The sequence below is a fragment of the Luteibacter sp. genome, assembly GCF_036500425.1.
Classification (GTDB): domain Bacteria; phylum Pseudomonadota; class Gammaproteobacteria; order Xanthomonadales; family Rhodanobacteraceae; genus Luteibacter.
Genome location: NZ_DASYCB010000028.1, coordinates 23,254 through 46,690 on the forward strand (window position 1 = coordinate 23,254; position 23,437 = coordinate 46,690).

Sequence of the window (23,437 nt, forward strand, 5' to 3'; positions counted from 1 at the left end):
GTTTCCCCCAAAGGAGCCCCGTTCCATGTTGAAGCACCGCCCGTTTCACCGCCTGAAGACCGCCCTCGCCGCCGCGCTGCTCGTCGCGCTGCCGACCCTGTCGCAGGCCGAATCGTTTACCGACGTGAAGCCGTCGCCACAGCAGGTCGCGTGGCAGGACCTGGAGTTCGGTGTCATCGTCCACTTCGGCACCAACACCTTCCTCGATCGCGAATGGGGCGATGGCACCGCCGCGCCTTCCGTGTTCAACCCGGACAAGGTCGATCCGGACCAGTGGGCACGCGCCGTCAAGGCCGCGGGTGTGCGTTACATGGTGCTGGTCGCCAAGCACCACGATGGCTTCGCACTGTGGCCCACCGGCCAGACCGATTACTCGGTGAAGGCCAGCCCGTGGAAGGGCGGCAAGGGCGATCTCGTGCGCATGGCCTCGGATGCCGCGAAAAAGAACGGCCTGGGCTTCGGCATCTACCTGTCGCCGTGGGATCGCCACGATCCGCGCTACAAGGATTCCGCCGCCTACGACAAGTACTACCTCGCCGAGCTTGAAGAGCTGGTGCAGCACTATGGCCCGCTCACCGAATGGTGGCTGGATGGCGCCGGCAGCGCTGGCCACGTGTACGACTTCGCGAAGTATGTGGAGACGCTGCGCACCTACCAGACCAACGCCATGATCTTCGCCGACGTGGCCCTGTTCGACTACGGCGATATCCGCTGGGTCGGTAATGAACAGGGCATCGTGGAAGGCGAGAACTGGAACGTGATCGACCGCCACGGCCCATTGCGTTGGCGCCCGTTGGAGGTGGATACACCGCTGCACAAGGACCACTGGTTCTTCAGCTCGAAGCCGGATTTCGCGACCTCACTGAAAACCGTCGATGAGCTCATGGCCAACTGGGAAAGCAGCGTGGGCCACGGTGGTCAGCTGATGCTCGGTGTGGCACCGGATACGCATGGTCTGCTGCCGGATGCCGATGTGCGCCGCCTGGCCGACTTCGGCAAGGCACTGAAGGCGCGTTACGGCGACGAAGCGAACCTGGCGGCGAAGCACGCGCCGACGGATGCGAACACCGCCGCCGCGCTCGACAACGACCCTACGACGTTCTGGTCAGCACCGAACGGCTCAGCCAACGCGACGCTTGAAGTCGATCTGGGCCGCGACGTGACCTTTGACCACGCGATGAGCATGGAATGGCTCGATAGTGGCCAGAACATTCACGGCTACGCCGTGCAGGTATGGGATGGCAACGCCTGGAAAACCGTGGCCCAGGCCCAGGCCATCGGCCACATGAAGATCGATCGCTTCGCGCCAGTCACGGCGCGTAAGGTCCGCCTGAACATCCAGTCCGCGGTAGGCACCGCCCGGATTCGCGAGTTCAAGCTCTTCAACGTCGGCGCCTGACATCCAACGCGCACGTTGCCTGGGTGAGGTAACGTCAAAGGGAAGGCCCAAAGACAGACGTGGCGTCAACGCTCAGGCTCCCATCCTCATTCATCGCCAGCGGCAGGGGATCGGTCAGCTCACCCACGAACCGGGCGTCATCGCTATGCTTGAGAAACGCCATCATGCACATGGATCCATCGGGCCTGGGCAGCACGCGACCGGCATATAGCTTTCCCGCAGGATCTCCCAGCAGGAAATCACCCGGAACCAGCTGCCAGGGACCCAATGGGTGATCGGCCATCAGATAGTGTGTCCCGGTCATGGGCTCCGACATCGCAGCGCCTGCATAGTCGTTGTCGATCAGGTTCGCGGCGGTGCAGAACACGCAATACCAGTGCCCCTGCCACTCGAAGACCTGTGGCACCTCCATATGGGCGAAAACGTGTGATCGGAACAATGGAGGCTGCAGCGTCCATTCGTACAGATCGTCGGAGGTGGCATGACCGATAACGCCCCGGCCGATGCTCGGCCCGCTTGGCTCGCGTGCCGTAAATACCATGTGCCAACCGCGGCCATCGGGGTCGGGGAACACCCAGGGATCGCGGCATGCCTCCTCGTACCAGACGGTCTTATCGAGCGTTTCGTAGTACGTGTTGTCCGGTAGCTGCAACACGGGGTTGCTCGCCCCTCTCTCCCAGCTCAAAAGATCGAGTGACGAAGCGACGCCGATGCGCTGGACCAATCCATCTTCTTCACGACTCGTGCCCGTGTAGTACATCAGCCAGTGGCCTTGCGGCGCCCGAATGACCGTGCCCGTCCAGGTGGTGTAGTCATCCCATGCTGGCGCGTTGGCTGGGCGTAGCACCTCCCCCACGTCGATCCAGTTCACCAGATCCTCCGACACGGCGTGTCCGATCGATACGTGCCAGTGGCGCTTGTCAGGATCGCCTATCGATTTGGGTGCTTGCAGGAAGAACAGGTGTGTACGGCCTCCTTCCTGTGTAAACCAAAAGTCCCATACCCAACGATCGTCGAGCCGAAAAGCCATGCGTTCTGTACCCAGGATGCGTGCGAGATTGCCGCCCACCATATTACTCATCATGGACAGTATTTCCATGACCCATCGGGTCATGTTTCGCATCGCATCGCCTGATGCCACCCCGAAGGCCAAGAAACGAAGCATTATATCCAAGTTAATCAAGGTCATTTCAGGCCAAATCGTTTCCCAGGGGAACTTGCCTCGGCACACGATCCCTGTCAACAATATGACACATCATGAGTGATATTCTGATCTGGCTCACCCGAACCGAAGGCATCGGCTGCGCTAGTCATGTCCAGATGCAAAGCGAACGCGGCCACCCCACTAAAAGCATCCATGTTCAGCAAATACCACCAACCGCTCGTTCACCTGAACCAGAAGTTCGACGCGCACGGCAACGTGCTGCGTTTCCCTGGCAACACGTTGCTGTGCCACGTCCCCCTGTTCACGCCACTCTCGGACGCGCTGACCGCCGTGCGGGACCGGATCAGGACGAGCCCGCATGCGGGCGCCCTGGCGATGTTGCCGCCGGAGAGCTACCACATGACCGTGTTCGAGGGCGTCACCGAACGGGAGCGGCAGCGTGGAAGCTGGCCCGCCGACATTCCGCTCAACGCGACGCTGGACGAATGCACGAACCATATGGCAGGGAAACTGCGGACGTTCGACCTGGGATGTACGTTGCCGTTGCGCATGAAAGTCGCCGAGGCCGATGCCCAGCTAAAGATCGGTGCGATGTCATTAATCCCGGCCGACGCCATGGAAACCCGCAAGCTCCGGGAACTGCGCTACCGACTCGCCGCGTTGCTCGGACTTCGTGAGTCGTTGCACGACAACTATGTGTTTCACATGACGCATTCCTACCTGGTGAAGTCGATAGACCAGGACGAGGTCAGGCAGGCCCTCACGTTTCACAGTGACCTCTACGCCGAAATGGTCATGCCGCTGGGGCCTATCGCGCTTGGCGCACCGGAGTTCTGCACGTTCGTCGACATGCGCTCCTTCGACAACCTGTTTTTCCTGCGTCACCAGGAGCGCGGCGCGTGACATGCCGTACGACCCGCAGGTGGCTTGCCTGCGCCGTGGTGGCATGGGCTGCCACGGCCGCACCGCCCACCCACGCCGTGGACTTCGAGTTCTGGTATGCGCACGGAGGCCTTTACGCGCAGGCCATCGACGATATGTGTACGGGTTTCAATCAGTCCCATCCCGACGACCACGTCCGCTGCCTGCCACAGGGTGCTTACGAGCAGACCATGCGCAAGGCAGTGGCTGCCTATCGGGCCGGGCAACAGCCGGCGCTTGTCGAAATCCCGGATATCGGCACGGCGGACATGATGCGAAGCGGCGCCATCTATCCGGTCGAGACGCTCATGCGTGACACGGGCCACCCGGCGCCGGTCGACGACTACCTGGAGAGCGTTCGTCGCGTTTATGCCGGGCCAGACGGACACCTGGCCTCCCAGCCGTTTGGCGCATCCACGCTGGTGTTGTATGCCAACCGCCAGAAGCTCGCGGCCGCTGGCATCACAAGCCTGCCCCAAACCTGGGAGGCGTTTGGGCAGGCGCTGGAACGGCTGAAGGCACACGGCGAGAACTGCCCGGCCTCGGCCGACTACACCTCGTGGAAGATGCTGGAGCAGGTCAATGCAGCCCAGGGCGAACCGATCGCCAGCGCCCATAACGGTCACGATGGCCTCGCTGCGCGATACACCTTTGCCGATGGCATCCACAAGCGATACATGCGCGACGTTGCACGGTGGCATGCCAGGGGCCTGCTATTGCCGGCCATCATGACGCATGCCAACGATCAAACCCTCGCCTTTGCCGATGGCGAATGTGCCATGGTGATCGATGCCACGGGTGCCTACGCCATCGTGGCCAAAGCCGGTCTTGTCGATGCCCAGGTCGGTCCACTGCCCGTCTATGCAGGCACCACGCACTATGGCAATACGGTCGGAGGTTCATCGCTCTGGGTTTTCAAGGGAAAAGATCCCTCCGCTTATTCCGCTGTCGCGCGCTTCCTGGCCTATCTGCGCGAGCCACGACAGCAGCTGTCGTTCTCGGCACGGACCGGCTATCTGCCCCTGACGCATGAGGCAGAACGGCAACTCTCCAGTAACCCATCGACCGAGCCAGACGCTATTCGCGTGGGGCTCGCGTCGATGGCGCTCCCGGGGAACGCCTATAACGTCGGCGCGCGGCTCGGCTTCATGTCCCTGTTCCGGCAGATCTGGCAAGAGGAAGTACAGCGGGCACTGGCCGGACAAGGAACCATGGACGACGCCCTCGGCCGGGCACAGGTGCGGGGAAACCAGTTACTGGAGCGCTTCAAGGCCACGTATGAAGGATCGGTGGAGATGACGCCATGAAAGCGAGCGCCCGCTTCCATGGCCGCTGGACGCCATTCGCGCTTGGATTCCCGCAACTGGCCCTGGTCGCCCTGTTCTTCTACTGGCCAACACTCAAGGGCCTGTGGTGGTCCTTCCACCTTGTGTGTCCGTTCGGCCACTGCTCGACGTTCGTTGGAACGGGCAACTACGTGCGCGAACTAAAGGATCCGGCCTTCTACGCGTCGCTTGGCACCACGGCCATCTTTTCGTCGCTTGGCGTGGGGCTATCCGTCGGCATCGCGCTATGTCTCGCCTGGATGGTCGAACTTCACCAGCGCAGCGGCAAGGTGTTTCGCTACCTGCTGATCTGGCCGTATGCGGTGGCGGGTTCCGTGCTCGGTGTGATCCTGCGGGTCGCCGCCAATCCAACCATCGGCGTGATGGGCTATCTGAACTCGCTGTGGCCCGGATTCTGGCAACCGCACCTGATCGGCGCCCAGGCCATGGCCATGATCGTAGGTGCTTTCGCGTGGACGCAGATACCGTTCAACTTCATCGTACTGGTGGCGGCACTACGCGCTATTCCAGGTGACTACATGGCCGCGGCGGCGATGGACGGGGCCACTCCATGGCGTCGCTTCATCGATATCCAGATTCCGCTGATCCGCCCACAGCTCTTCTTCGTCGGCACCATGAACCTTATCGACTCCATCACGAACAGCTTTGCCCTTGTCGACACCCTGACCCAGGGTGGTCCCGGCGGTGCCACGGATATCCTCGCGTACAAGATCTATCGCGACGGGTTTATCGGGCTCGACCTTTCGGGCTCGTCCGCCCTGTCCATGATCCTGATGCTGCTGGTACTCGCGGCATGCGCCGTTCAGTTCATCACGGCCGAACGCCAAGCCAGGCGGGAGGTCTGACCATGGTCGAACGTCATCCTCTCCTGAACGCGACAACCCTGGTGCTGCTTGTCCTCGGTCTCGTGGCAGCGCTGGGCCCCATCTATCTCGCCGTGTGCTCCGCCTCCGTCACCAGCCACCAGATCCTGGTGCACGGCCTGGCGCTCATTCCAGGCGATCGTCTCTGGGAGAACCTCGGGGCCGTGCTGCACCGGGCGGATATAGGGCGCATGTTGCTCAACAGCTGTGCGGTGTCACTCATTGTCGTCGCTGGAAAATTGGCGCTTGCGTCGACCAGTGCGTTCGCTTCGGTCTACTTTCACTCGCGGATTCGCCACGTAGTCTTCTGGTGCACGTTTGCCACCTTGTTGCTTCCGCTGGAAGTGCGCGTCGTTCCGACTTACGCGGTGGCCTCCGACCTGCTCAGCCCGCTGCGCACCATCGTGGAATGGCTTACCGGCCTTCGGTTAAACCTGTCCATCAACCTGCTGGATAGCTACGCCGGCCTGTCGTTGCCCTTGATGGCCTCCGCCACCGGAACCTTCCTCTTTCGCCAGTTTTTCCTCACGATCCCGGACGAATTGGCGGAGGCGGCACGCATGGACGGCGCCGGACCATGGCGATTCTTCGTCGACATCCTGCTCCCCTTGTCGAAAGCGAACTTCGCCGCACTGGGCACGATCGTATTTCTCGCCACGTGGAAGGACTATATGTGGCCCCTGGTTGCCACCAGCAGGCCGGAGATGCAGACCATTGCGCTTGGCACGGCAACCTTCCTCCCGACCGAAACGGGGCAGCCGCCGGAGTGGAACCTCGTCATGGCAGCCGCCCTGCTGGCGCTGGCGCCGCCGCTTGTGGTGATTGGCCTGACCCAGCGCTGGTTTGTCCGCGGGGTAACGGGGGTGGGCAAGTGACCGGCCCGGCCATTCAGGTCCGCGGGCTATCCAAGCGCTTTGGCTCGCGCACGGTCATCGACCGACTCGACATCGACTTCGCCGCCGGCCAGTTCACCGTGGTCCTTGGCTCCTCCGGCTGTGGAAAATCTACCTTGCTCCGCGCGATCGCCGGCCTTGAGACCGTCGATGAAGGCACCGTCAGCATCGGTGGCAACGACATGACCCGCGTCCCGCCGCAAAGCCGCGGCTGTGCCATGGTCTTCCAGAACTACGCGCTGTACCCGCATATGACCGTGCGTGAAAACATCGGGTATGCGCTTAAGCTCCAGGGCCTTGCCCGGCACGAACGCATGCGCCGCATCGACGAGGCTGCCGAACTCCTCGGTTTGGCGGAGATGCTCGACCGAAAACCGGCTCAACTATCGGGTGGGCAGCGCCAACGCGTGGCCATCGGGCGAGCTATCGCACGGCGTCAGCGCGTACTGCTCTTTGACGAACCGCTATCAAATCTGGATGCCAAGCTCAGGCACGACATGCGCGTGGAATTACGCCGACTGCATGACGAGATCGGGGCGACGACCATCTTCGTGACACACGACCAGGTGGAGGCCATGACGCTTGCCGACCAGGTTGTCCTTCTCAACCAGGGCCGGGTTGAGCAAGCCGACACGCCCGCCACCCTCTACCATCGTCCGCGAAACCTGTTCACGGCGGGCTTTGTCGGTACCCCTCCCATGAACCTCCTGGATGCCACACACGAAGGTGACCGCCTGTCCGTGGAGGGAGGCGGTGAGGTTCGCCTGGATCGGCGGACGGCCAACGCGACGCCTGTTGTCCTCGGTATTCGTCCCGAGGCAGTCCTCCTGCACGCCACGACTGGCATGGACGCTACCGTCGAGGCCCAGGAGGATCTCGGCAGCCATCGCGTTATCTACGCCCGCCTCGGCAAGCAACGCCTTCTGGTCACCGAGCACGGCCCTCGCACCCTGAGGCCGGGCCAGACCGTGCGCGTGGGCCTCCCTCCGCAGGCCATATCCCTGTTCGAGAAGGCGAGTGGCGAGCGGATCGGGCACGCGACCGGAGATGTGCCAGCATGAGCGGTTCCGCACAGTCGACCCGCCGCCCGCCCGGCCCATACCTTCCATCGTGGAGCACGATCGATTCATGAACACCCCGCGTAAAGCCAACCGACCGGCGAGCCCAAAAGAACGTCGAACGCCGCCGCTCGGCGATCTCGTGCTGTCACCCAGCGAGCGCCTGATCATGAGTATCGTCCGGCGCCTGGGTCCGGTCGCGCGGTCAGCGATCGCGGCGGAAACCGATCTCGCCCAGCAATCCGTCCATCGCCTGGTTGAGCAACTCATCGAACGCGGCCTGCTGCGCGCCGGCGATGCCGTGCGCAGTGGACGCGGGCAACCCAGTCCGCAGATCGATATCGTGCGCGATGCGGCATACGCAGTAGGCGTTTCGATCAACACGGATTCGATCATCCTGTGCCTGGCAGACCTAGGCTGCGAGGTACTTGACGAGGTACGTCTCCGCACCGCGCCCTTGCACCGCCAGGCGTCGCTCAAGTCGATACATGACGTACTGCAGCGCGTCCTCGCGCGCAACGGTGTGCCGCGCGACCGAATCATTGGCATGGGCGTTGCCATTTCGGGCTTCTTCGTCGCGGGCCGGCGTCAGGTCAATGCGCCCGAGCCGCTGCGGGACTGGTCGCTGATTGATCTGGCACCGATCCTGGAGGAAGCCTTCCATATGCCTGTCTGGCTGGAGAACGACGCAACCACGGCCGCGATTGGTGAAAGTATGCTTGGAACGGGATCCTGGGCGAAAAACTTCGCCTACCTCGCGTTTAACTTCGGCTTCGGCGCCGGCATCGTGCTTGATGGCAAGCCCTTGTTCGGCACGCACGGCAACGCAGGCGAGCTTACGTTGTTTACACCCGACGAGGCCGCGCACCGGCCTACGCTTTGCTCGCTGATCGACGAGCTGAATGCCCACGGTGTTCACGTCGACTCCGCTGAAGATCTCCGCCGGCGCTTCGACATCCAGTGGCCAGGCGTCGAGCTATGGATACAGCGGACGTTGCCGGCGCTCAACCGGACCATCAATGCCGTGACAGGTCTGTTCGACCCAGCGGCCATCGTGTTCGGCGGGCAGCTGCCACTGGCACTCGGACACGCACTCATCGAACGCGTGAGTTTTCTCGATATCCACCGTTATGGTGCGGGCCCGGATCGGCCCAAACTCGTCCTGGCGGAGGCCAATGGTGACGCATCGGCGATCGGAGCAGCCGTAATACCACTGAAGGAGCGATTGTTCGAGTAACCGCGACAACAGCGGTTAGCGCCGGTAACGGCAAAAGCAGTTGATGGCGGCTTTCGAGGGGGAGCCGCCAGCGATCGTAACGGGGACATTCCATTCGCACATCGACATCGGCGTCTGCGCGCCGTGACGGGCATCTGCGCGCCCGATTTAGCAAGCCATCTATCGCTCCACGCCCACGCCGGCCCAACCATCACCCATGCAGGAGCTTTTGCCGTGAACCCAGTCTTTAAACGCAAACGCAGTCCGATCCTCATTGCACAGGCCCTGGCCGTCATGGCGACCGGCCTGAGTATGGCTACCCATGCACAGACGACAACCGTCCATATCAACCGGCCAGGCTACTTCAATCTGCTTGACCCCCAGACCACCAGCAGCCTCATCCAGATCCTCGAGGTCCACAAATCGTCGCCGCTTCAGGAGCTCGTGAGCAATCCCGTGATCGTCGCAGCTCACCGCGGTGTCGTAGATATAGATCATGCCGAGAACACCATCCGCTCGGCCGTCAATACGATGAACGCCGGCATCGAGAGCATGGAACTCGATGTCTACGAGAGCAGCGACCTTGTCCCGTATCTCATGCATGACGAGAAGTTCACCCGGATGCTCAATCGCCCAGAGTATGCGGACATTTATCGCTGGCAAAGCGTAAGCAACGACCCCGCCCTGAAGACGCCGAGCTGGAGCGACATCTCGCGGATGCGTATGTGCACCGGCAACGATGGCTACGGCCTCACCGTCAACAGCAACGGCGTCTGCTATGACCCAGCAAATAATGATGCGACCTTCCCTTCGTCACTTGATGAAACGATGGTCGCGCTCTGGCAGGATAGCTATCAGGGACTCGTCTTTCTTGACGTGCGCCAGCTAGGCAACATTCGCGACGTAGCCGCGATGCTCGCCAACATCATGATCATCGACGATGACTACGGCAAATGGGTCGCGAGCCACGTGGTCATGAAGTTCCAGACATGGATGTTCGATGGCCCCCATGACTTCTACCAAGCGACCGCGAACTTCTATGACCAGGCCTATGGCGGCTCACTGACCGAGTCCCAGCTGGCACAACTGCTCATCATGCCGGTATACACCTCGAACAAGGTGGCGGACAACGATGGCGGTGGCGCATCGCCCTGGGCCTTGAATGACTGGAATAGCTGGGTCAACTGGAATAACCAGAAGAACAACGTCCTGTCGCCCGAGGTCAGCCTCAAGACCCTCAAGGGCAGCATGAACCACGGCTCTGACGACCTGTTCACGCTGTTACGTAACAACGGGCTGACGATCGGCATCTACGTGCCGGAACAGCTGTGCACCGTTGCCAGCCCCAACACATCGCCGTCGAACCTCGCGGGCAATGCGGGCACGTACTGGGAGGGTGGCATCTGCGGCCCGCTTTCCCCGCCCATGAATGCCAATGAATGCGGTGATTCAGGTACGACGAGCTACACCAGCGCCGGCAAGGGATGCGCGGATCATCGACCGTTCCGTGAGTTCTGGCATGACTCCGTCCACTTCGGCTTCGTCATTACAGACCAACCGAAGGAGACGATCGAATATCTCATGCAGTTCCCGGGTGACCGTCCTGGAAACGACGTCCCCTGTTCGTCCAGCGAACCTTGCGTCATCCTCGGAAGCCAGCCCACCCTGGTAGTAGCGGCCGACGGCAGCGGTGCCTACAAGACCATCACCGCCGCACTGGCTGCTGTGACGTCCGCGGGCGCCATCATCCAGATTCGCCCCGGCACCTACCACGAAAAGCTCACCATCACCCAACCCAATGTCGCGCTGATCGGTGTCGGAAAAGACGCCTCGCAGGTGACGATCACAAATGATGACTATGCCGCCAAGACCGATGCCGCCGGGAAGGCACTAGGCACCGGCGGTAGCTACACCGTCAAGGTGAGCGGCAACGACTTCTATGCCGCCAACCTGACCATCCAGAACAACGCTGACTACGAGGCACCCAACTTCCAGGCTAACAACCAGGCGGTGGCGCTGTACAACATAGGCGAACGCGCCGTGTTCCGCGCTGTGCGCGTACTGGGCGGCCAGGACACGCTGTACCTTGGCAGCGGCAAACGCGCGTACTTCAGCAACTGCTATGTCGAAGGCTATGTGGATTACATTTTTGGCAATGGCAAGGCCGTGTTCGATAGCTGCTACATCAAGACCCGTGTCCATGGCGACCTGACACAGGAAGCTACCATTACCGCCCAGAACCGGGCCAGCACGGTGGAAGACAGCGGCTTCGTATTCAACAACTCGCAGCTTCTTTTCGACAGCCCGTACATGACCAACGTATGGCTCGGCCGCCCTTGGGGTGCGTACGCCACCACCTACTTCCTCAATACCAAGATGGGCTCCCAGGTCGTTACCAAGGGGTGGATTGAATTTATCCCCACCCCGGTATCGCAGGGTGGGACCAACAATCTCCCCACCTCGACCTACCGCGAATATGGCTCGTTCTACCCGGATGCTGGCGGTACGTGGACGGCATTTGACATCAGCCAACGTGAAAGCACGTCGCCCCGAAGCAATGTGTCGCTGACCACCAGCGAAGTCGCCGCGCTGCAGCCCGCGACTTATCTCGCCGGTAACGACAGCTGGGATCCGACGAAAGTGACTTACGCCGGTGATAACTCCAGCCAGGTGTTGCCGCTGCCGGCGCCTGCCGCAGGCGTTCCGACCGCACCTTCCATTACCTCGGTCACCGCTGGCAATGGCAACATCCAGGTGAACTGGGCGGGACAACCTTCCAATCCGGTCGAACAGGGCTACACCCTGACTGCCACGCAGAATGGCAAGACCTTCGGCCCGGTCACCCTTCCGCTTTATGCGTCGGCAAGCTATATCGACGGCCTGGCCAACGGCACGCCTGCGACCGTGACCGTGCGCGAATTCAATGCCAGGGGCTCAAGCGCGCCGTCGGTATCGGCGTCGGTGACCCCTGTGTCGCACGACCCCAGCGCTCCGGACCATGTGCAGGTGACCACAACGACCAACAGCGCGACGGTGAGCTTTACCCTTGCCGACCAGGGTGCCCAGCCCGTGTTCAACAGCAGCGTCGCACACGCCGGCATTTATACCGCGCTGTATGCCAGCGAGGCCGATGTGTATGCCGGCCGCTCCATCGCCGGAACCAGTAACGGCTTCACCACGCCGACCTGGACCTTCAACAACCTACAACGCAACACGACGTACTGGGTCTCGTTGAAGGCATACAACGGCAACTACAGCCCCATGGTCGTCACCTCGTTCGTCACGAGGCCTTAAGCCACCCATTTCGCCGCAACCAGATGCCCTTCCCACGCGGAGGGCCATCTCCATCGCATACCTTTTGGGGACATCTCATGACATTGCGCACCACGACTGCCGCGATCTCACGCACATTGCTCGCCTCATCCATACTTCTCGCCGTGGGTGGCGCGTGGGCGCAGGAAGCCACGCCAACCGCCCCGCCCCCGTCATCTTTGGAAAAAAAGCCGGCAGATCACGTCGCCGGGGCCGCCGTCGCGACCGAGGCGAAGAGCCTCGACCAGGTAGTCGTTACCGGTAACGCCTCCCTCACTGGCGTCAAGAAACTTGACGCCAGCTATTCGGTCACGTCATTGACTGCGGACCAGATTCGCAAGGTTAACGTCACCAGTGCCAATGATTTGTTGAAGGCATCGCCAGGTGTCCACGTCGAATCGTCCGGTGGACAAACCGGTGCCAACATCGAGGTCGCGGGATTCCCGGGAAGCGGTCAGTCACCGTATGTAACCCTCGGACTACAGGGTGTGCCCTTCTATCCGATGTCCGGCCTGGCCTACCTTGAGCAGGCATCACTGCTGCGCCTGGATGACACGATTGAACGTGCCGAGTTGATCCAGGGTGGCCCTTCGGTCCTGTATGGGTCTGCACAGCCAGGCCTGTTCGGCAACTTTATCCTGAAGCAGGGTACGGATGAGCCGTCCGGTGACATCGGACTGACCATCGGCTCGGAGCGATTGCGCCGCGTTGATGGCTTCGTCGGATTTCCACTAGGAAAGGATAGTCATTGGTACGGAAGCCTTGGTGGCTTCTACCGGCAATCCGATGGTGTGCGTGATCCGCAATATCGCGCCGATGACGGTGGCCAGATCACGGCCACGCTGACCCGTGACTGGGACAGCGGTTCGTTGATGTTCTTTGCGCGCTATCTGAACGACAAAAACCAGTTCGTGACCGACACGCCCGTCCTGAATCCCAGCCGCGGCCAGTTTTCAAGCTACCCGGGATTCGACCCGTTGACGGGAACGATGGGAAGCCGGGCCAATCAGCATACGTTTCTCCAGACCACGCCCTGCTTCACCCAGGGATGCTCACCCGGTGGGATCAACGTCGACATGGCGGATGGTCGTGGACCCGATGTTTTCATGACAGGGGCAAACTTCGACTGGGACTTCGGCAACGGCTGGACGATCTCGGACAAGCTGGGTGTGAATGGCGGCACCGAGAGCATGGTGGCTTTCTACAGTACCGGCCTCAATCCCACGCCACTTTCCGCGTACATCGCGAACGCGGAGTCTGCGAACAACCTGCCCGGTGGACTAACGGCAACAGCGACCTACACCACGGGTGGCCAGGTGCCCATGAGCCAGAACGTGTTGACGCAGGAGCTCCGCTATGTGCGACAGCAGTTCCATGCAGTCAGCAACGAATTCCACCTCAGCAAGGAATTGTTCGAGGGCAACACCTTGACGTTGGGAAACTACCTAACCGGGTACAGCTCGAACGAGCTTGCGATCCAGGGTAGCAACATCCTGCTCCAGGCAAAGAATAATCCCACACCGATTGCCGTATCCGTCGGCGATGGGTCCCGGACATGGGAACTGGCGAGCCCGCAAGGCTTCACAAGCGGGCCGACAACTGCCCAGCATATCCCGGGGACGGGCACTAACACGGCGTTCTTCCTGACGGATACCTGGAAAATAGATCAATGGCTTTTCGACGCTGGCGTCCGCAGCGAGTACCAGCGGCTTCATGCGACGATCGATAACGTCGCCACCGGCGACCTGGATGACGACCCCAGCACCCTGTACAACAACAAGTCGCGCTACCGTGTGCCGGGGGCCAAGGTCATCCGGTATGGGAAATCGGCTCCGTCGTGGACGCTGGGGGCCAACTACTCCTTTGACGAGCACATGAGTGCCTACGCCCGATTGAGCGATGGCGTTCACTTTCCCTCGTTCACCGACCTGGCTAACCTGCCGAACACGCCCGTGCAAAAGGTGCACAACATGGAGCTCGGCTTCAAGTATGAAGCAGGCTGGATATATGCCGACATCTCCGCCTATCGACGCCTGTTCAGTGGCGTGCCATCCAGTCTTCTCGTGGCCGTGGGCAACACCACGCAAACGGTTTCCTACCTTTATGGGACCGATGCAAAGGGCATCAACTTCAATATTGCGCTGAAGCCCGTCGATCACCTATCAGTATTGCTTTCCGGTAACTATCAGGATTCGAAGTACACCCATAGTTCAGGCTGTTACACCTACGAAGGCGAAACCACCCAGGTGATCTGCAGCAAGCAGAACAACTTCAACGGATACCAGCTCGCCAGGCAGCCGACCTTTCAGGCTCGCCTCACCCCGTCCTATGACATCCCTACCCGCTGGGGTTCGCTGGATCTCTGGGTCACCTATGAGTACATCGGCAATCATTACAGCGACCAGCAAGAACTCCAGCCGCTGGGGCACTACTACGACATCGCCTTCGGCGTGATCGCCAATGTGGGCAAAACGTGGGCCCTCTCGCTGCGGGGAACCAATGTCACCAACCAACTCGGTATGACCGAAGGTAACGCTCGCATCCTGGGTTCGGCTACGACGGGTGGGGTCATTCTCGCCCGATCCATCGAAGGGCGTGAGGTGAACTTTCAGGCCAGGTATAACTTCTGACGTTGCCTCTGTAGGAGCGCGCTTGCGCGCGATGGGGCGTGTCGCAAGCACCCATCGCGCGCAAGCGCGCTCCTACAAAGTTAGCGCACGGCGTCGGGGAGTTCGTCCCAGATCTTCGGGTCTTCGGCGCCGAGGACCCAGGCGCAGAAGCCTTGCAGGCCGCGCTGCTTCGCCACGTCATAGCGATCACGGAAGGCGCGGGCATCGGGCAGGAAGACCCACTCGCGCATCTGGTCACGGTAGAAGTAGAACCAGGATTCGTGTTCGACCGGATCCCACTGCATCGTCGCGCCCATTTCCTTCGCCAGCGGGAACGATTCGTCGGCGTCGATGTAGGCGGCGGAGATGTTCGAGTTCTCCTTGCCATCCGCACCGACTGGATTGCCGGCATACCAGTGGTAGCCGTACAGGCCGATACCCAGCGAGAGCTTCTCCTTCGGCACCACCTTCAACGCGTACTCAAGATGCTCCATCACCCACGGCATACCGGCCACGGGGCCGGGCGTCGTCCAGCGCGTGTGCTGGTCGTAGGTCATCAGGCAAACCAGGTCGAGCACCTTCGACAACGCCTCGAGATCGTACGCACCGCGCCAGTACTCCCACATCCACTTGCCGAAGGCGCCATGCCCGGCATACCCCGGCGCGTTCGGCACCACGGCCATGCTCAGCTGCAAGCCGTGCTTGTGCAGCGCTTCGTAGGTCTGCTTCGTCAGCAGCGTGAGTGCATCACGGTCGGTCCACGCGATGTTCTCGAAATCGAACTGGTAACCGCTAAAGCCATGCAGTTTGGCCTGCTCGATGATGCTGGCGATCATCACCTTCTTCGCCGCCTCATTGCCGAGCAGCTTGTGGAATTTCTCCCGGTCGCCACCGGCCGAAAGAATCGGCATCACCGGCAGCTTGTGCGCTTTTGCGATCTTCAGCACGTACGCGTCGGGGCCGCCGGAGACCAGGCCGTTCTCGTCCACGCCATACCATGTCGGCACCAGCACATCGATCTTGTCGACATGCGCCTCGAACGACGCGATCGATTTCTGCGACTCCATCATGTAGAACAGCGCGACCGGGTTCTTGGCGAAGGCCGAGAGCGGCATCCAGAGCAGGCAGGCGAACAACGGGTAAAGCCATCGTTTCATGGGGAAACCTTAAGCGGCGCCGCCAGGGTGATGCGATATACATACGCATCACTGCCAACGGGGTGTGGGGGAAGGGTCAGGTGCAGGCCATGGGTATCCTGCGTGAACGGCACATGGCTGCCATCGGCCAGCAGCTCCACGCGGGTCACCTTCTCGTCCGGCGTGACCGTATGCACGGTCACCTTGTTCTTCGCAGGCCAACCCAGCTCGATCGCATAGAGCTTGCCGTTGCCGGTGGTGAAGCGGAAATCCTCGGCGGTATACGGTTTGGTCTTCGTATCCTGGAAGGTGCCGCCCACCACTTCGGTCGGGCCTTCGCCGTAAACGCGCCACGGCTTGCTGGCGTAGATCGCCTCGCCATTCACCTTTAACCAGGCACCGATGCTGCGCAAGGTATCCTGCGCGCCCTGCGGGATCGTGCCATCGGCACGCGGCCCGATGTTGAGCATCAGGTTGCCGTTCTTGCTTACGACATCGGCGAGCAGATGGATGATGAAGGTGGGTGACTTGTAGGTGTCGTGTTCGACATAGCCCCAGGAATCGTTGCTGATCGAGGTATCGGTCTGCCAGTGGGTCGCGTGGATCCCGGTGAGCTGGCCGCGCTCGATATCCAGCGTGCCGGCGCCCTCGGGAAAGTCGCCGAGCTTGTAGTTCACCACCACGCCGTCACGCTTCGCACCCTCGTTGTAGTAGTACGAGAGCAGGGTCGGCAAGGTGTTGCGGAAGGTCGGGTGGCCGATCCACCAGTCGAAATAGATAAGGTCCGGGTGGTAGTCGTCGATGATCTCCGCCGTTCGGGCCAGCCAGTCATCCAGCCACGACTGCGAGACGTAGGTCCAGTCATCGGCCAGGATCTCGTCGTGCTTGCTCAGGTGATCGACGGCCGGGCCGTAGAGTTCAGCGTTGGCCGGGTCGTTCACGTCGGAATCGAAATGGCGGCCACCATCGAAGAACCAGTCGTGCTCTGCACGATGCGACGAGATGCCGAAATGCATGCCCTGCCCACGGATTGCCTTAGCGAGCAGGCCGATCACGTCACGTTTCGGGCCTTTCTTCACCGCCGTCCAGTCGGAGAGCTTCGAGTCGTACATGGCAAAGCCATCGTGGTGCTCGGCCACGGGGACCACGTAGCGGGCACCGGCTTCGCGGAACAACGCAGCCCACGCATCCGCATCGAAATGCTCGGCCTTGAACATCGGCACGAAATCCTTGTAGCCGAAACGGGACTGTGGCCCATACGTGGCTACATGGTGGGCGAATTCCTTGGTGCCCTGCTGGTACATGTTGCGCGAGTACCACTCACTGCCGAAGGCGGGCACCGAGTAAACGCCCCAATGGATGAAGATGCCGAACTTGGCATCGTCGTACCACGCGGGTGAGCGGTAGCCTTTCAGCGAGGCCCAGTCGGGGCGGAACGGGCCGTCAGAAACATGCCCCGCCACCTGGGCGAGGATCGCCTTGCGGGCGGGGGCGAACTTGGCGGAGGCTTTTTGCCAGGCGAGATCCTGGGCCTGGGGGCTGACGGTCGCGGCCGTGGCGGCGGTCGGTGAGGTGGGCGGGTTATCGCGCGCAAGCGCGCTCCTACAGGGGATGGCGAGACATGCCAGGGCCAGGTAGGGGGCGAGCCGTCGCAGCATGGTGGAACTCCTCAATAGCCAAAAAGAACCGGCGGCGCCGCAGGGAACGGCGACGCCGGTAAGCGCTAAAGCTTGAAGTTAAGCGTCATCGAGTAGGTACGACCACTCTTGTACTCACCGATGGGGGCGTACTTGATGTCAGCGTACTGGTAATAGGTCGAATCGAGGAGGTTGGTCGCGCTGAGGGTCACGCCCATCCACTCGTTGACCTGGTATGACGCACTGAGATCCAGTTCCTTATACGCGTCGGAGAACACGTTGGAGTTCAGGCGGCCGACCTGGGTGAAGTACGGCGAGCGGCGGCTGTAATTGATGCGTGCCGACCACGGGCCGTGCTCGTAATACGGGATGATGTTGATGGTGTTCCTGGACAGGTACGGCAGGTTCAGGGTGTCGCCGTTGCTATCCGCGTGGGTGGTGGCCTTGCTGTAGGTGTAGTTGGTCTGGATGCCGAAGCCGGCACCAAGGTCCTGCTGGTAGATCACGGACAGACCCGAGACCTTGGCGTTCGACGCGTTCACCGGCGAGGTCACCGAGTACAGGTTCGTCTGGCCGGTGGTCGGATCCGTGATCGTGCGATCCGTGGTCGTCGTGACGATGTAGCTATCGATCTTGCGCACGAAGCCTTCGACCGAGAGCAGGCTGGCCCGGGCGAAGTACCACTCGGCCGACAGGTCGAAGTTGGTCGACTGGTACGGCTTCAGGTCGGGGTTGCCCGCGCTGGCGGTGAAGTTGCCAGTCGCGGCACCGTTCAGCGAGGTGGCGCCAGCCAGGTCGGAGTAACGCGGACGGGCGATGACCTTGGACGCCGAGAAGCGCAGCACCTTGTCTTCATCGAGGTCGTAGGCCACGTTCACCGAGGGCAGTGGCTTGTAGTAGTGCGTGCTGTTCGAGACCCGCTGGTACGAGCCACCATCACTGTTGACGTAGTAGTTCGAGGTGTCCTTCGTATCGACGTAGCGCACGCCGACGTTGCCGCGCCACTTGCCCGATTCGAAGTTCATCTGGACGTACGCGTCCTTGGTGACTTCCGCGACGCCAAACATCGCCGGGTAGTTCAAGTTGTACGGGCCCTGCGGCAGCGAATTCAGGTAGTCGATGACGCTGCCCTTGTTCGCCGTCGGCCAGTCGGTTAGGTCGCCGTTGGCGTGCAGGCCATCGAACAAGGAGCCCGGCGTGCTACCCGGCTGGAAATCCAGCAGGGAGATCGCATCCGTGGTGTTGATCCGGTTGCCGCGTGACTGGGTGCCGTTGAAGTGGTTGGTGTACTTCACGCCCATCTCGATCTGGTTGATCGGGCCCCAGGCGAGGTCGCGCGAGGCATCGAACTGGGCATAACGCTCGCGGTCAGTGGTCTGCTCGTAGTAGATGCCGCCCGCCTGGTTCGAACCGGGCAGCGAGGTATCGCCCGGCGGCGAACCGGCTGGCGACGCCGGCAGGCCCCAGTTGGCGGCCGAACCGTTCTGGTAGTTCACGCTGGTATTACGGCCGTCGTAACCGAAGTTATACCCACCGCTCTGCAGCAGGTACTTCATGAGGTACTCGGGATCCTTGCCGCCGCTCGCGCTGGTGTAGCCGACCTGGCTGGTGAACACCCACTCATCGCCATTGAAATCGTGGCGGAGGTTGAGGCTCTTGGTGGAGACCTCGGTCTTGCGGTAGTTCGCATCCAGCTCCGCATAGGGCTGGCCATTGCCGGTGTCGGCCGAGACCGTGCCGGAGGTGATGTAGCCATTGGCGACATTCATGTTGGTGAGCTTGTTCAGGTCACCGCAACCTGGGCAGACGTAACGCGATTCGCTGAAGTTGTCGTACTTGCCCTTGACGTAGAGGCCCGTCAGGTTGAACTCGTTGCGGTCGTCCGGGCGCCACTGCAGCGCGGACTGGAGGCCGTTGCGTTCACGCGTCTGCTGGAAGTACGCACTGTTGATACCCACCGGGATCTTTGCGTTGGCGTAGTTCTGGTCGCCGGTGACCGTCGGGTTGCCGGTGATATTGGCACCCGTGGTGTAGCCGAAGAATTCGATACCCGCACGCGAGAGGTCTTGCTTATCGTGGGTCACGCTGGTCAGGAAGCCGAACGTATCGTCCGAGTTCTTCCAGCTCCACAGCGCCGACCCACGCGGATTGCCCTGGGCCGAACGGTCGTTGTAGTTGTAGCCAAGCGAGCCGCGCAGCGTGTTCGCGGGAAGATCCAGCGGCTTGCGCGTATGGATGATCACCGTACCGCCGATGCTGCCTTCGTCGATCCGCGCCTCGGGCGACTTGTAGACCTCCATCCGGCTGATGATCTCGGGCGAGAGCAGCGAATAGTTGAACGTGCGGCCGCTGGTATCGGTCGGGTTGCCGCCCCAGTCGCCCGAAGCGATGGTCTGGCCATTGAGCAGCACGCGGTTGAGCGCGGCATCGGTGCCGTTCACGCTGATCTTCTCGCCTTCGCCAAACTGGCGGTCCACGGTGATACCGGGGAGATGCGAGAGCGATTCAGCGGCGTTGGTATCCGGGAACTTGCCAATATCGGTCGCGCTGATCGCATCGACCACGGCATTCGCGTTGCGCTTGATGTCGATCGCCTTTTCCAGGCTACCGCGGTAGCCGGTGACGGTGACTTCCTGCAGGTTCTGGGCCTCCTTCTCGGCGGCTTTCTGCTGGGCGGTCTTCGGCGTGTTCGTGTTGGTGGTGCCGGTCGCGGTCGCGGCCGGGGCCGCGTCCTGCGCGTGGGCGACCGTCGCCAGGGCACATAGGATGCTCGCGCAGAGCAAGGTTTTGCTGATCGTCATATGGGTTGTCTCCCCCGAGGCAAGTTTCTTACAGGTGCACGCATCCTGGCCCGCTGGGCCGTGCGTGTTCGTCTACTTGGATACCGGGCCACTGGTGGTGGCGCGGCGTTTCCGACCCTTACACCGGTGGTGACACCCCTGCCGACCCCACGCCGGCAACGCTGTCATTCCAGAGGCGCACTCCGCCTACGCTTCGGTTCACTGGCGAACTCAGTATTCAGATATGACCGTCTGGTTGCAAGATGCAACGCCGCACGAAATTTCTTAGGACGTCCACGAAATTTCGTACTCCACCTCTAGACAAGTTCACCTATAAACGTAGTATTTATAAATGGGCAGCCGTTCAGCGTACGCGCCCGAACGCCCCAGGAGCCCCGATGCCGCCGCAGAATGCGAATCAGATCCCCGCCCCATCGCCCACCTGGAGGCAACCGGTGCTGTCCACGCTCTCCCCGCTTGCCTTTGGTGGCGCTCCCCTCGGCAACCTCTACACGGCGGTGAGCGAGGCGGCGGCAGCAGCCACGGTCCGGCGTGCGTGGGAAGGTGGCATCCGGCATTTCGATACCGCACCCTATTACGGCTTCGGCCTGAGCGAGAGCCGCCTCGGCAACGCGCTGGCCGATGTGCCCCGCGCCAGCTTCACCCTGTCTACCAAGGTCGGGCGCCTGATCGAAGACGCCGAGGGCCGCAGCGGCCAGGCCGATGGTTTTGCCGTGGATGGCCTCGTTGCCCGCTTCGACTACAGCCGCCAGGGCGTGCGGCGCAGTCTCGAGGCCAGCCTGCGTCGCCTGCGTACGGACACTATCGATATCCTGTTCCTGCACGACATCGGTGCGCTCACCCACGGTGAGCGCCATGCGCAAGTGCTTGCCCAGGCGCTGGATGAAGCCCTGCCGGAAATGGCGCGCATGCGTGACGAAGGCCTTGTCGGCGCGATCGGCATAGGCGTGAACGAAGAAGCCGTGTGCCTGGACGTGATGCCGCGCTTCCCGCTGGACGCGATCATGCTGGCGGGGCGCTACACCTTGTTCGAGCAGGCAGCGAGTGCTCGGGTGATGGCGCGCGCTGCCGCCGATGGCGTCGCGGTGCTTGTCGCCGGACCCTACAACTCAGGCTTACTGGGGGATCCGGACCGACCGGGCGATACCTATGACTATGCGCCGGCGACGGCCGAGGTGCGCGAGCGCGCGGGGCGCCTTTACGATGCCTGCCACCGCACCGGCGCCGATGTCGGCGCCGCCGCGCTGCAGTTTCCACTGGCTCACCCGGCGGTCGCCAGTGTGGTCTGTGGCCTGCGCTCGGTTGCCGAGGTCGACATCGCGTTGCAGCGACAGAAGGCCGCCGTGCCCGACAGTACATGGGCGGCGTTGCGCGAGGAAGGCATCATCGGTGCAGGTGTGCCCACGCCGTGATCATCGACGCGCACCGCCACTACTGGGATCCTGCGCGGCTCGACTACGCCTGGCTCGCGGGGGCACCGCCATCGCTGAAGCGCGCGTTTCTTCCCGCCGATCTGGTCGGCGGCGATGACGCATGCATGCTCGTCCAGGCGGCGCCCAGCGAAGACGAGACTCGCTTCCTGTTCGAGCTGGCCCGCGCGACGCCCGGCACGCTCGGGGTCGTTGGCTGGGTGGACATGCAAGCGGCCAACGTCCATGACCGCATCGACCAGCTTATCGCTGAAGGTGGCGGCTTGCTGCGTGGGATCCGCCCGATGATCCAGGACATCCCGGATTCGGGGTGGCTGCTGTCACCGGCACTGGATCACGCGTTCGATCACCTGCGCGACCGTGCGCTTGTATTCGATGCACTGATCGACGGCCGCCACCTGCGCCCGTTACTCGAGCGGCTCGGAAAACACCCTGGCCTGCGCACGGTGATCGACCATGCGGCCAAGCCCGATATCGATGCAGGCAACTTCGCCGAATGGGCGAGTGCGATCGCGCGACTGGCGCAGATGCCCGATGTGTATTGCAAGTTTTCTGGCCTCGCGACCGAAACCACTCGCGGTGCCGATGTCACGGCGCTCGATCCTTACGCCACGCATCTCTTTGATGTTTTTGGCAGCTCGCGGCTGATCTGGGGCAGCGATTGGCCCGTGGTGACCACGGCGGCCACGTATGGCGCGTGGAAGGCCTGTGCTCTTGAGCTCGTACGGCGCCATGCACCCGGTGCGGAAGCGGCCGTGTTTGGCGGCAACGCGCTCGATATCTACTCCCTTGATGTGAGGACCAGTCCATGACTTCAGTTCGTTCGTCCGGCCGTCTTGCAGGTAAACGCGCGCTGGTGACTGCCGCGGGTGCGGGGATCGGGCGTGCTACGGCGTTGGCCTTTGCAGCTGAAGGGGCGACGGTGATTGCTACCGATATTGATGGTGCCGGGCTTGATGCGCTCGTGGCATCGTTCGCGGCCTTGGGGGCTGAGGGGTCGCGCGCGAGCGCGCTCCTACAGGGTGGCGGAGCGGCGGACGGCGGGGCGGTGGCGGGCAGTGTTCGTGGGGTGCGGCTGGATGTGACGGATCCGGTGGCGATCGCTGCGGTGGTCGCCGAGGCCGGGGCCGTCGATATTCTTTTCAACTGCGCGGGCTATGTGCATGCGGGCACGTTGTTGGATACGGACGACGCGGGCTGGCGGCGTTCGTTCGCGATCAATGTGGACAGCATGTTCCATACCTGCCGCGCGGTGCTGCCGGGCATGCTGGAGCGCGGCACGGGCAGCATCGTGAACATGTCCTCGGTGGCATCCAGCATCAAGGGTGTGCCGAACCGTTTTGCTTACGGCACCACCAAAGCGGCGGTCATCGGCCTCACCCGTTCCATCGCCGCGGACTACGTGGGCCGTGGCGTGCGTTGCAACGCAATCTGCCCGGGCACCGTGAAAACGCCCTCGCTGGGCGAACGAGTGCGCGCGCTGGGCGGCGACGAAGCAGCCGCGTGGCGTGGCTTCACCGAGCGCCAGCCCATGGGGCGCCTTGGCGATCCGCGTGAAATCGCCGCGCTCGCCCTGTACCTGGCTTCCGACGAATCCTCGTTTACCACCGGCACCATCCACGTCGTGGATGGTGGCTGGTCGAATTGAAGG

Annotated in this window: 16 protein-coding genes; 12 read left to right on the forward strand and 4 right to left on the reverse strand. The window is 62.1% G+C overall.

Annotated elements, in window-relative coordinates:
- Positions 1–25 precede the first annotated feature (25 nt).
- Positions 26–1,399 (forward strand): alpha-L-fucosidase, encoded by a 1,374-nt coding sequence (locus VGN46_RS06885; RefSeq protein WP_331642055.1) that lies wholly within the window; start codon positions 26–28, stop codon positions 1,397–1,399.
- A 34-nt stretch (positions 1,400–1,433) separates the two neighbouring features.
- On the opposite strand, the gene VGN46_RS06890 is transcribed toward VGN46_RS06885, so the two are convergent.
- Positions 1,434–2,588, reverse strand: coding sequence for a hypothetical protein (locus VGN46_RS06890; protein WP_331642057.1), 1,155 nt, complete (start codon positions 2,586–2,588; stop codon positions 1,434–1,436).
- A gap of 168 nt (positions 2,589–2,756) precedes the next feature.
- Between VGN46_RS06890 and VGN46_RS06895 the strand changes: the two genes are divergently transcribed.
- From VGN46_RS06895 to VGN46_RS06930, 8 genes are all read left to right on the forward strand, one after another.
- On the forward strand, positions 2,757–3,467 hold the full coding sequence (locus VGN46_RS06895) for a DUF1868 domain-containing protein (RefSeq protein ID WP_331642059.1): 711 nt from the start codon (positions 2,757–2,759) through the stop codon (positions 3,465–3,467).
- Positions 3,464–4,792: an extracellular solute-binding protein gene (locus VGN46_RS06900; RefSeq protein WP_331642061.1), complete on the forward strand. Its 1,329-nt coding sequence runs from the start codon at positions 3,464–3,466 to the stop codon at positions 4,790–4,792. Before VGN46_RS06895 ends, VGN46_RS06900 begins: the two co-directional genes overlap by 4 nt.
- Complete coding sequence (locus VGN46_RS06905) at positions 4,789–5,676, forward strand: sugar ABC transporter permease (protein ID WP_331642063.1); 888 nt, start codon at positions 4,789–4,791, stop codon at positions 5,674–5,676. The genes VGN46_RS06900 and VGN46_RS06905 overlap by 4 nt, the downstream gene beginning before the upstream one ends.
- Positions 5,677–5,678: 2 nt before the next feature.
- Positions 5,679–6,569: an ABC transporter permease subunit gene (locus VGN46_RS06910; protein ID WP_331642065.1), complete on the forward strand. Its 891-nt coding sequence runs from the start codon at positions 5,679–5,681 to the stop codon at positions 6,567–6,569.
- Entirely contained in the window at positions 6,566–7,648 is a 1,083-nt protein-coding gene (locus tag VGN46_RS06915) for an ABC transporter ATP-binding protein (protein WP_331642067.1), read from the forward strand. Before VGN46_RS06910 ends, VGN46_RS06915 begins: the two co-directional genes overlap by 4 nt.
- A gap of 67 nt (positions 7,649–7,715) precedes the next feature.
- Positions 7,716–8,882: an ROK family transcriptional regulator gene (locus tag VGN46_RS06920; protein WP_331642069.1), complete on the forward strand. Its 1,167-nt coding sequence runs from the start codon at positions 7,716–7,718 to the stop codon at positions 8,880–8,882.
- A 213-nt stretch (positions 8,883–9,095) separates the two neighbouring features.
- Positions 9,096–12,155, forward strand: coding sequence for a pectinesterase family protein (locus VGN46_RS06925; protein WP_331642071.1), 3,060 nt, complete (start codon positions 9,096–9,098; stop codon positions 12,153–12,155).
- Positions 12,156–12,232: 77 nt separating this feature from the next.
- Complete coding sequence (locus tag VGN46_RS06930) at positions 12,233–14,803, forward strand: TonB-dependent receptor (RefSeq protein WP_331642073.1); 2,571 nt, start codon at positions 12,233–12,235, stop codon at positions 14,801–14,803.
- Positions 14,804–14,883: 80 nt separating this feature from the next.
- Here VGN46_RS06930 and VGN46_RS06935 read toward each other — a convergent pair whose 3' ends face one another.
- From VGN46_RS06935 to VGN46_RS06945, 3 genes are all read right to left on the reverse strand, one after another.
- On the reverse strand, positions 14,884–15,939 hold the full coding sequence (locus VGN46_RS06935; protein WP_331642076.1) for a glycosyl hydrolase family 18 protein: 1,056 nt from the start codon (positions 15,937–15,939) through the stop codon (positions 14,884–14,886).
- On the reverse strand, positions 15,936–17,576 hold the full coding sequence (locus tag VGN46_RS06940) for an alpha-L-fucosidase (RefSeq protein ID WP_331642078.1): 1,641 nt from the start codon (positions 17,574–17,576) through the stop codon (positions 15,936–15,938). The genes VGN46_RS06935 and VGN46_RS06940 overlap by 4 nt, the downstream gene beginning before the upstream one ends.
- A gap of 65 nt (positions 17,577–17,641) precedes the next feature.
- Complete coding sequence (locus VGN46_RS06945; RefSeq protein WP_331642080.1) at positions 17,642–20,356, reverse strand: TonB-dependent receptor; 2,715 nt, start codon at positions 20,354–20,356, stop codon at positions 17,642–17,644.
- Positions 20,357–20,733: 377 nt separating this feature from the next.
- On the opposite strand from VGN46_RS06945, the gene VGN46_RS06950 reads away from it, so the two are divergent.
- From VGN46_RS06950 to VGN46_RS06960, 3 genes are read left to right on the forward strand one after another with little or no spacing between them, the layout of a single operon-like run.
- The gene (locus VGN46_RS06950) at positions 20,734–21,768 is read left to right on the forward strand and encodes an aldo/keto reductase (protein ID WP_331642082.1); all 1,035 of its coding nucleotides are present in this window, start codon (positions 20,734–20,736) and stop codon (positions 21,766–21,768) included.
- The gene (locus VGN46_RS06955; protein ID WP_414675232.1) at positions 21,714–22,598 is read left to right on the forward strand and encodes an amidohydrolase family protein; all 885 of its coding nucleotides are present in this window, start codon (positions 21,714–21,716) and stop codon (positions 22,596–22,598) included. Before VGN46_RS06950 ends, VGN46_RS06955 begins: the two co-directional genes overlap by 55 nt.
- Entirely contained in the window at positions 22,595–23,434 is an 840-nt protein-coding gene (locus VGN46_RS06960) for an SDR family oxidoreductase (protein WP_331642086.1), read from the forward strand. Before VGN46_RS06955 ends, VGN46_RS06960 begins: the two co-directional genes overlap by 4 nt.
- Positions 23,435–23,437: the final 3 nt, after the last annotated feature.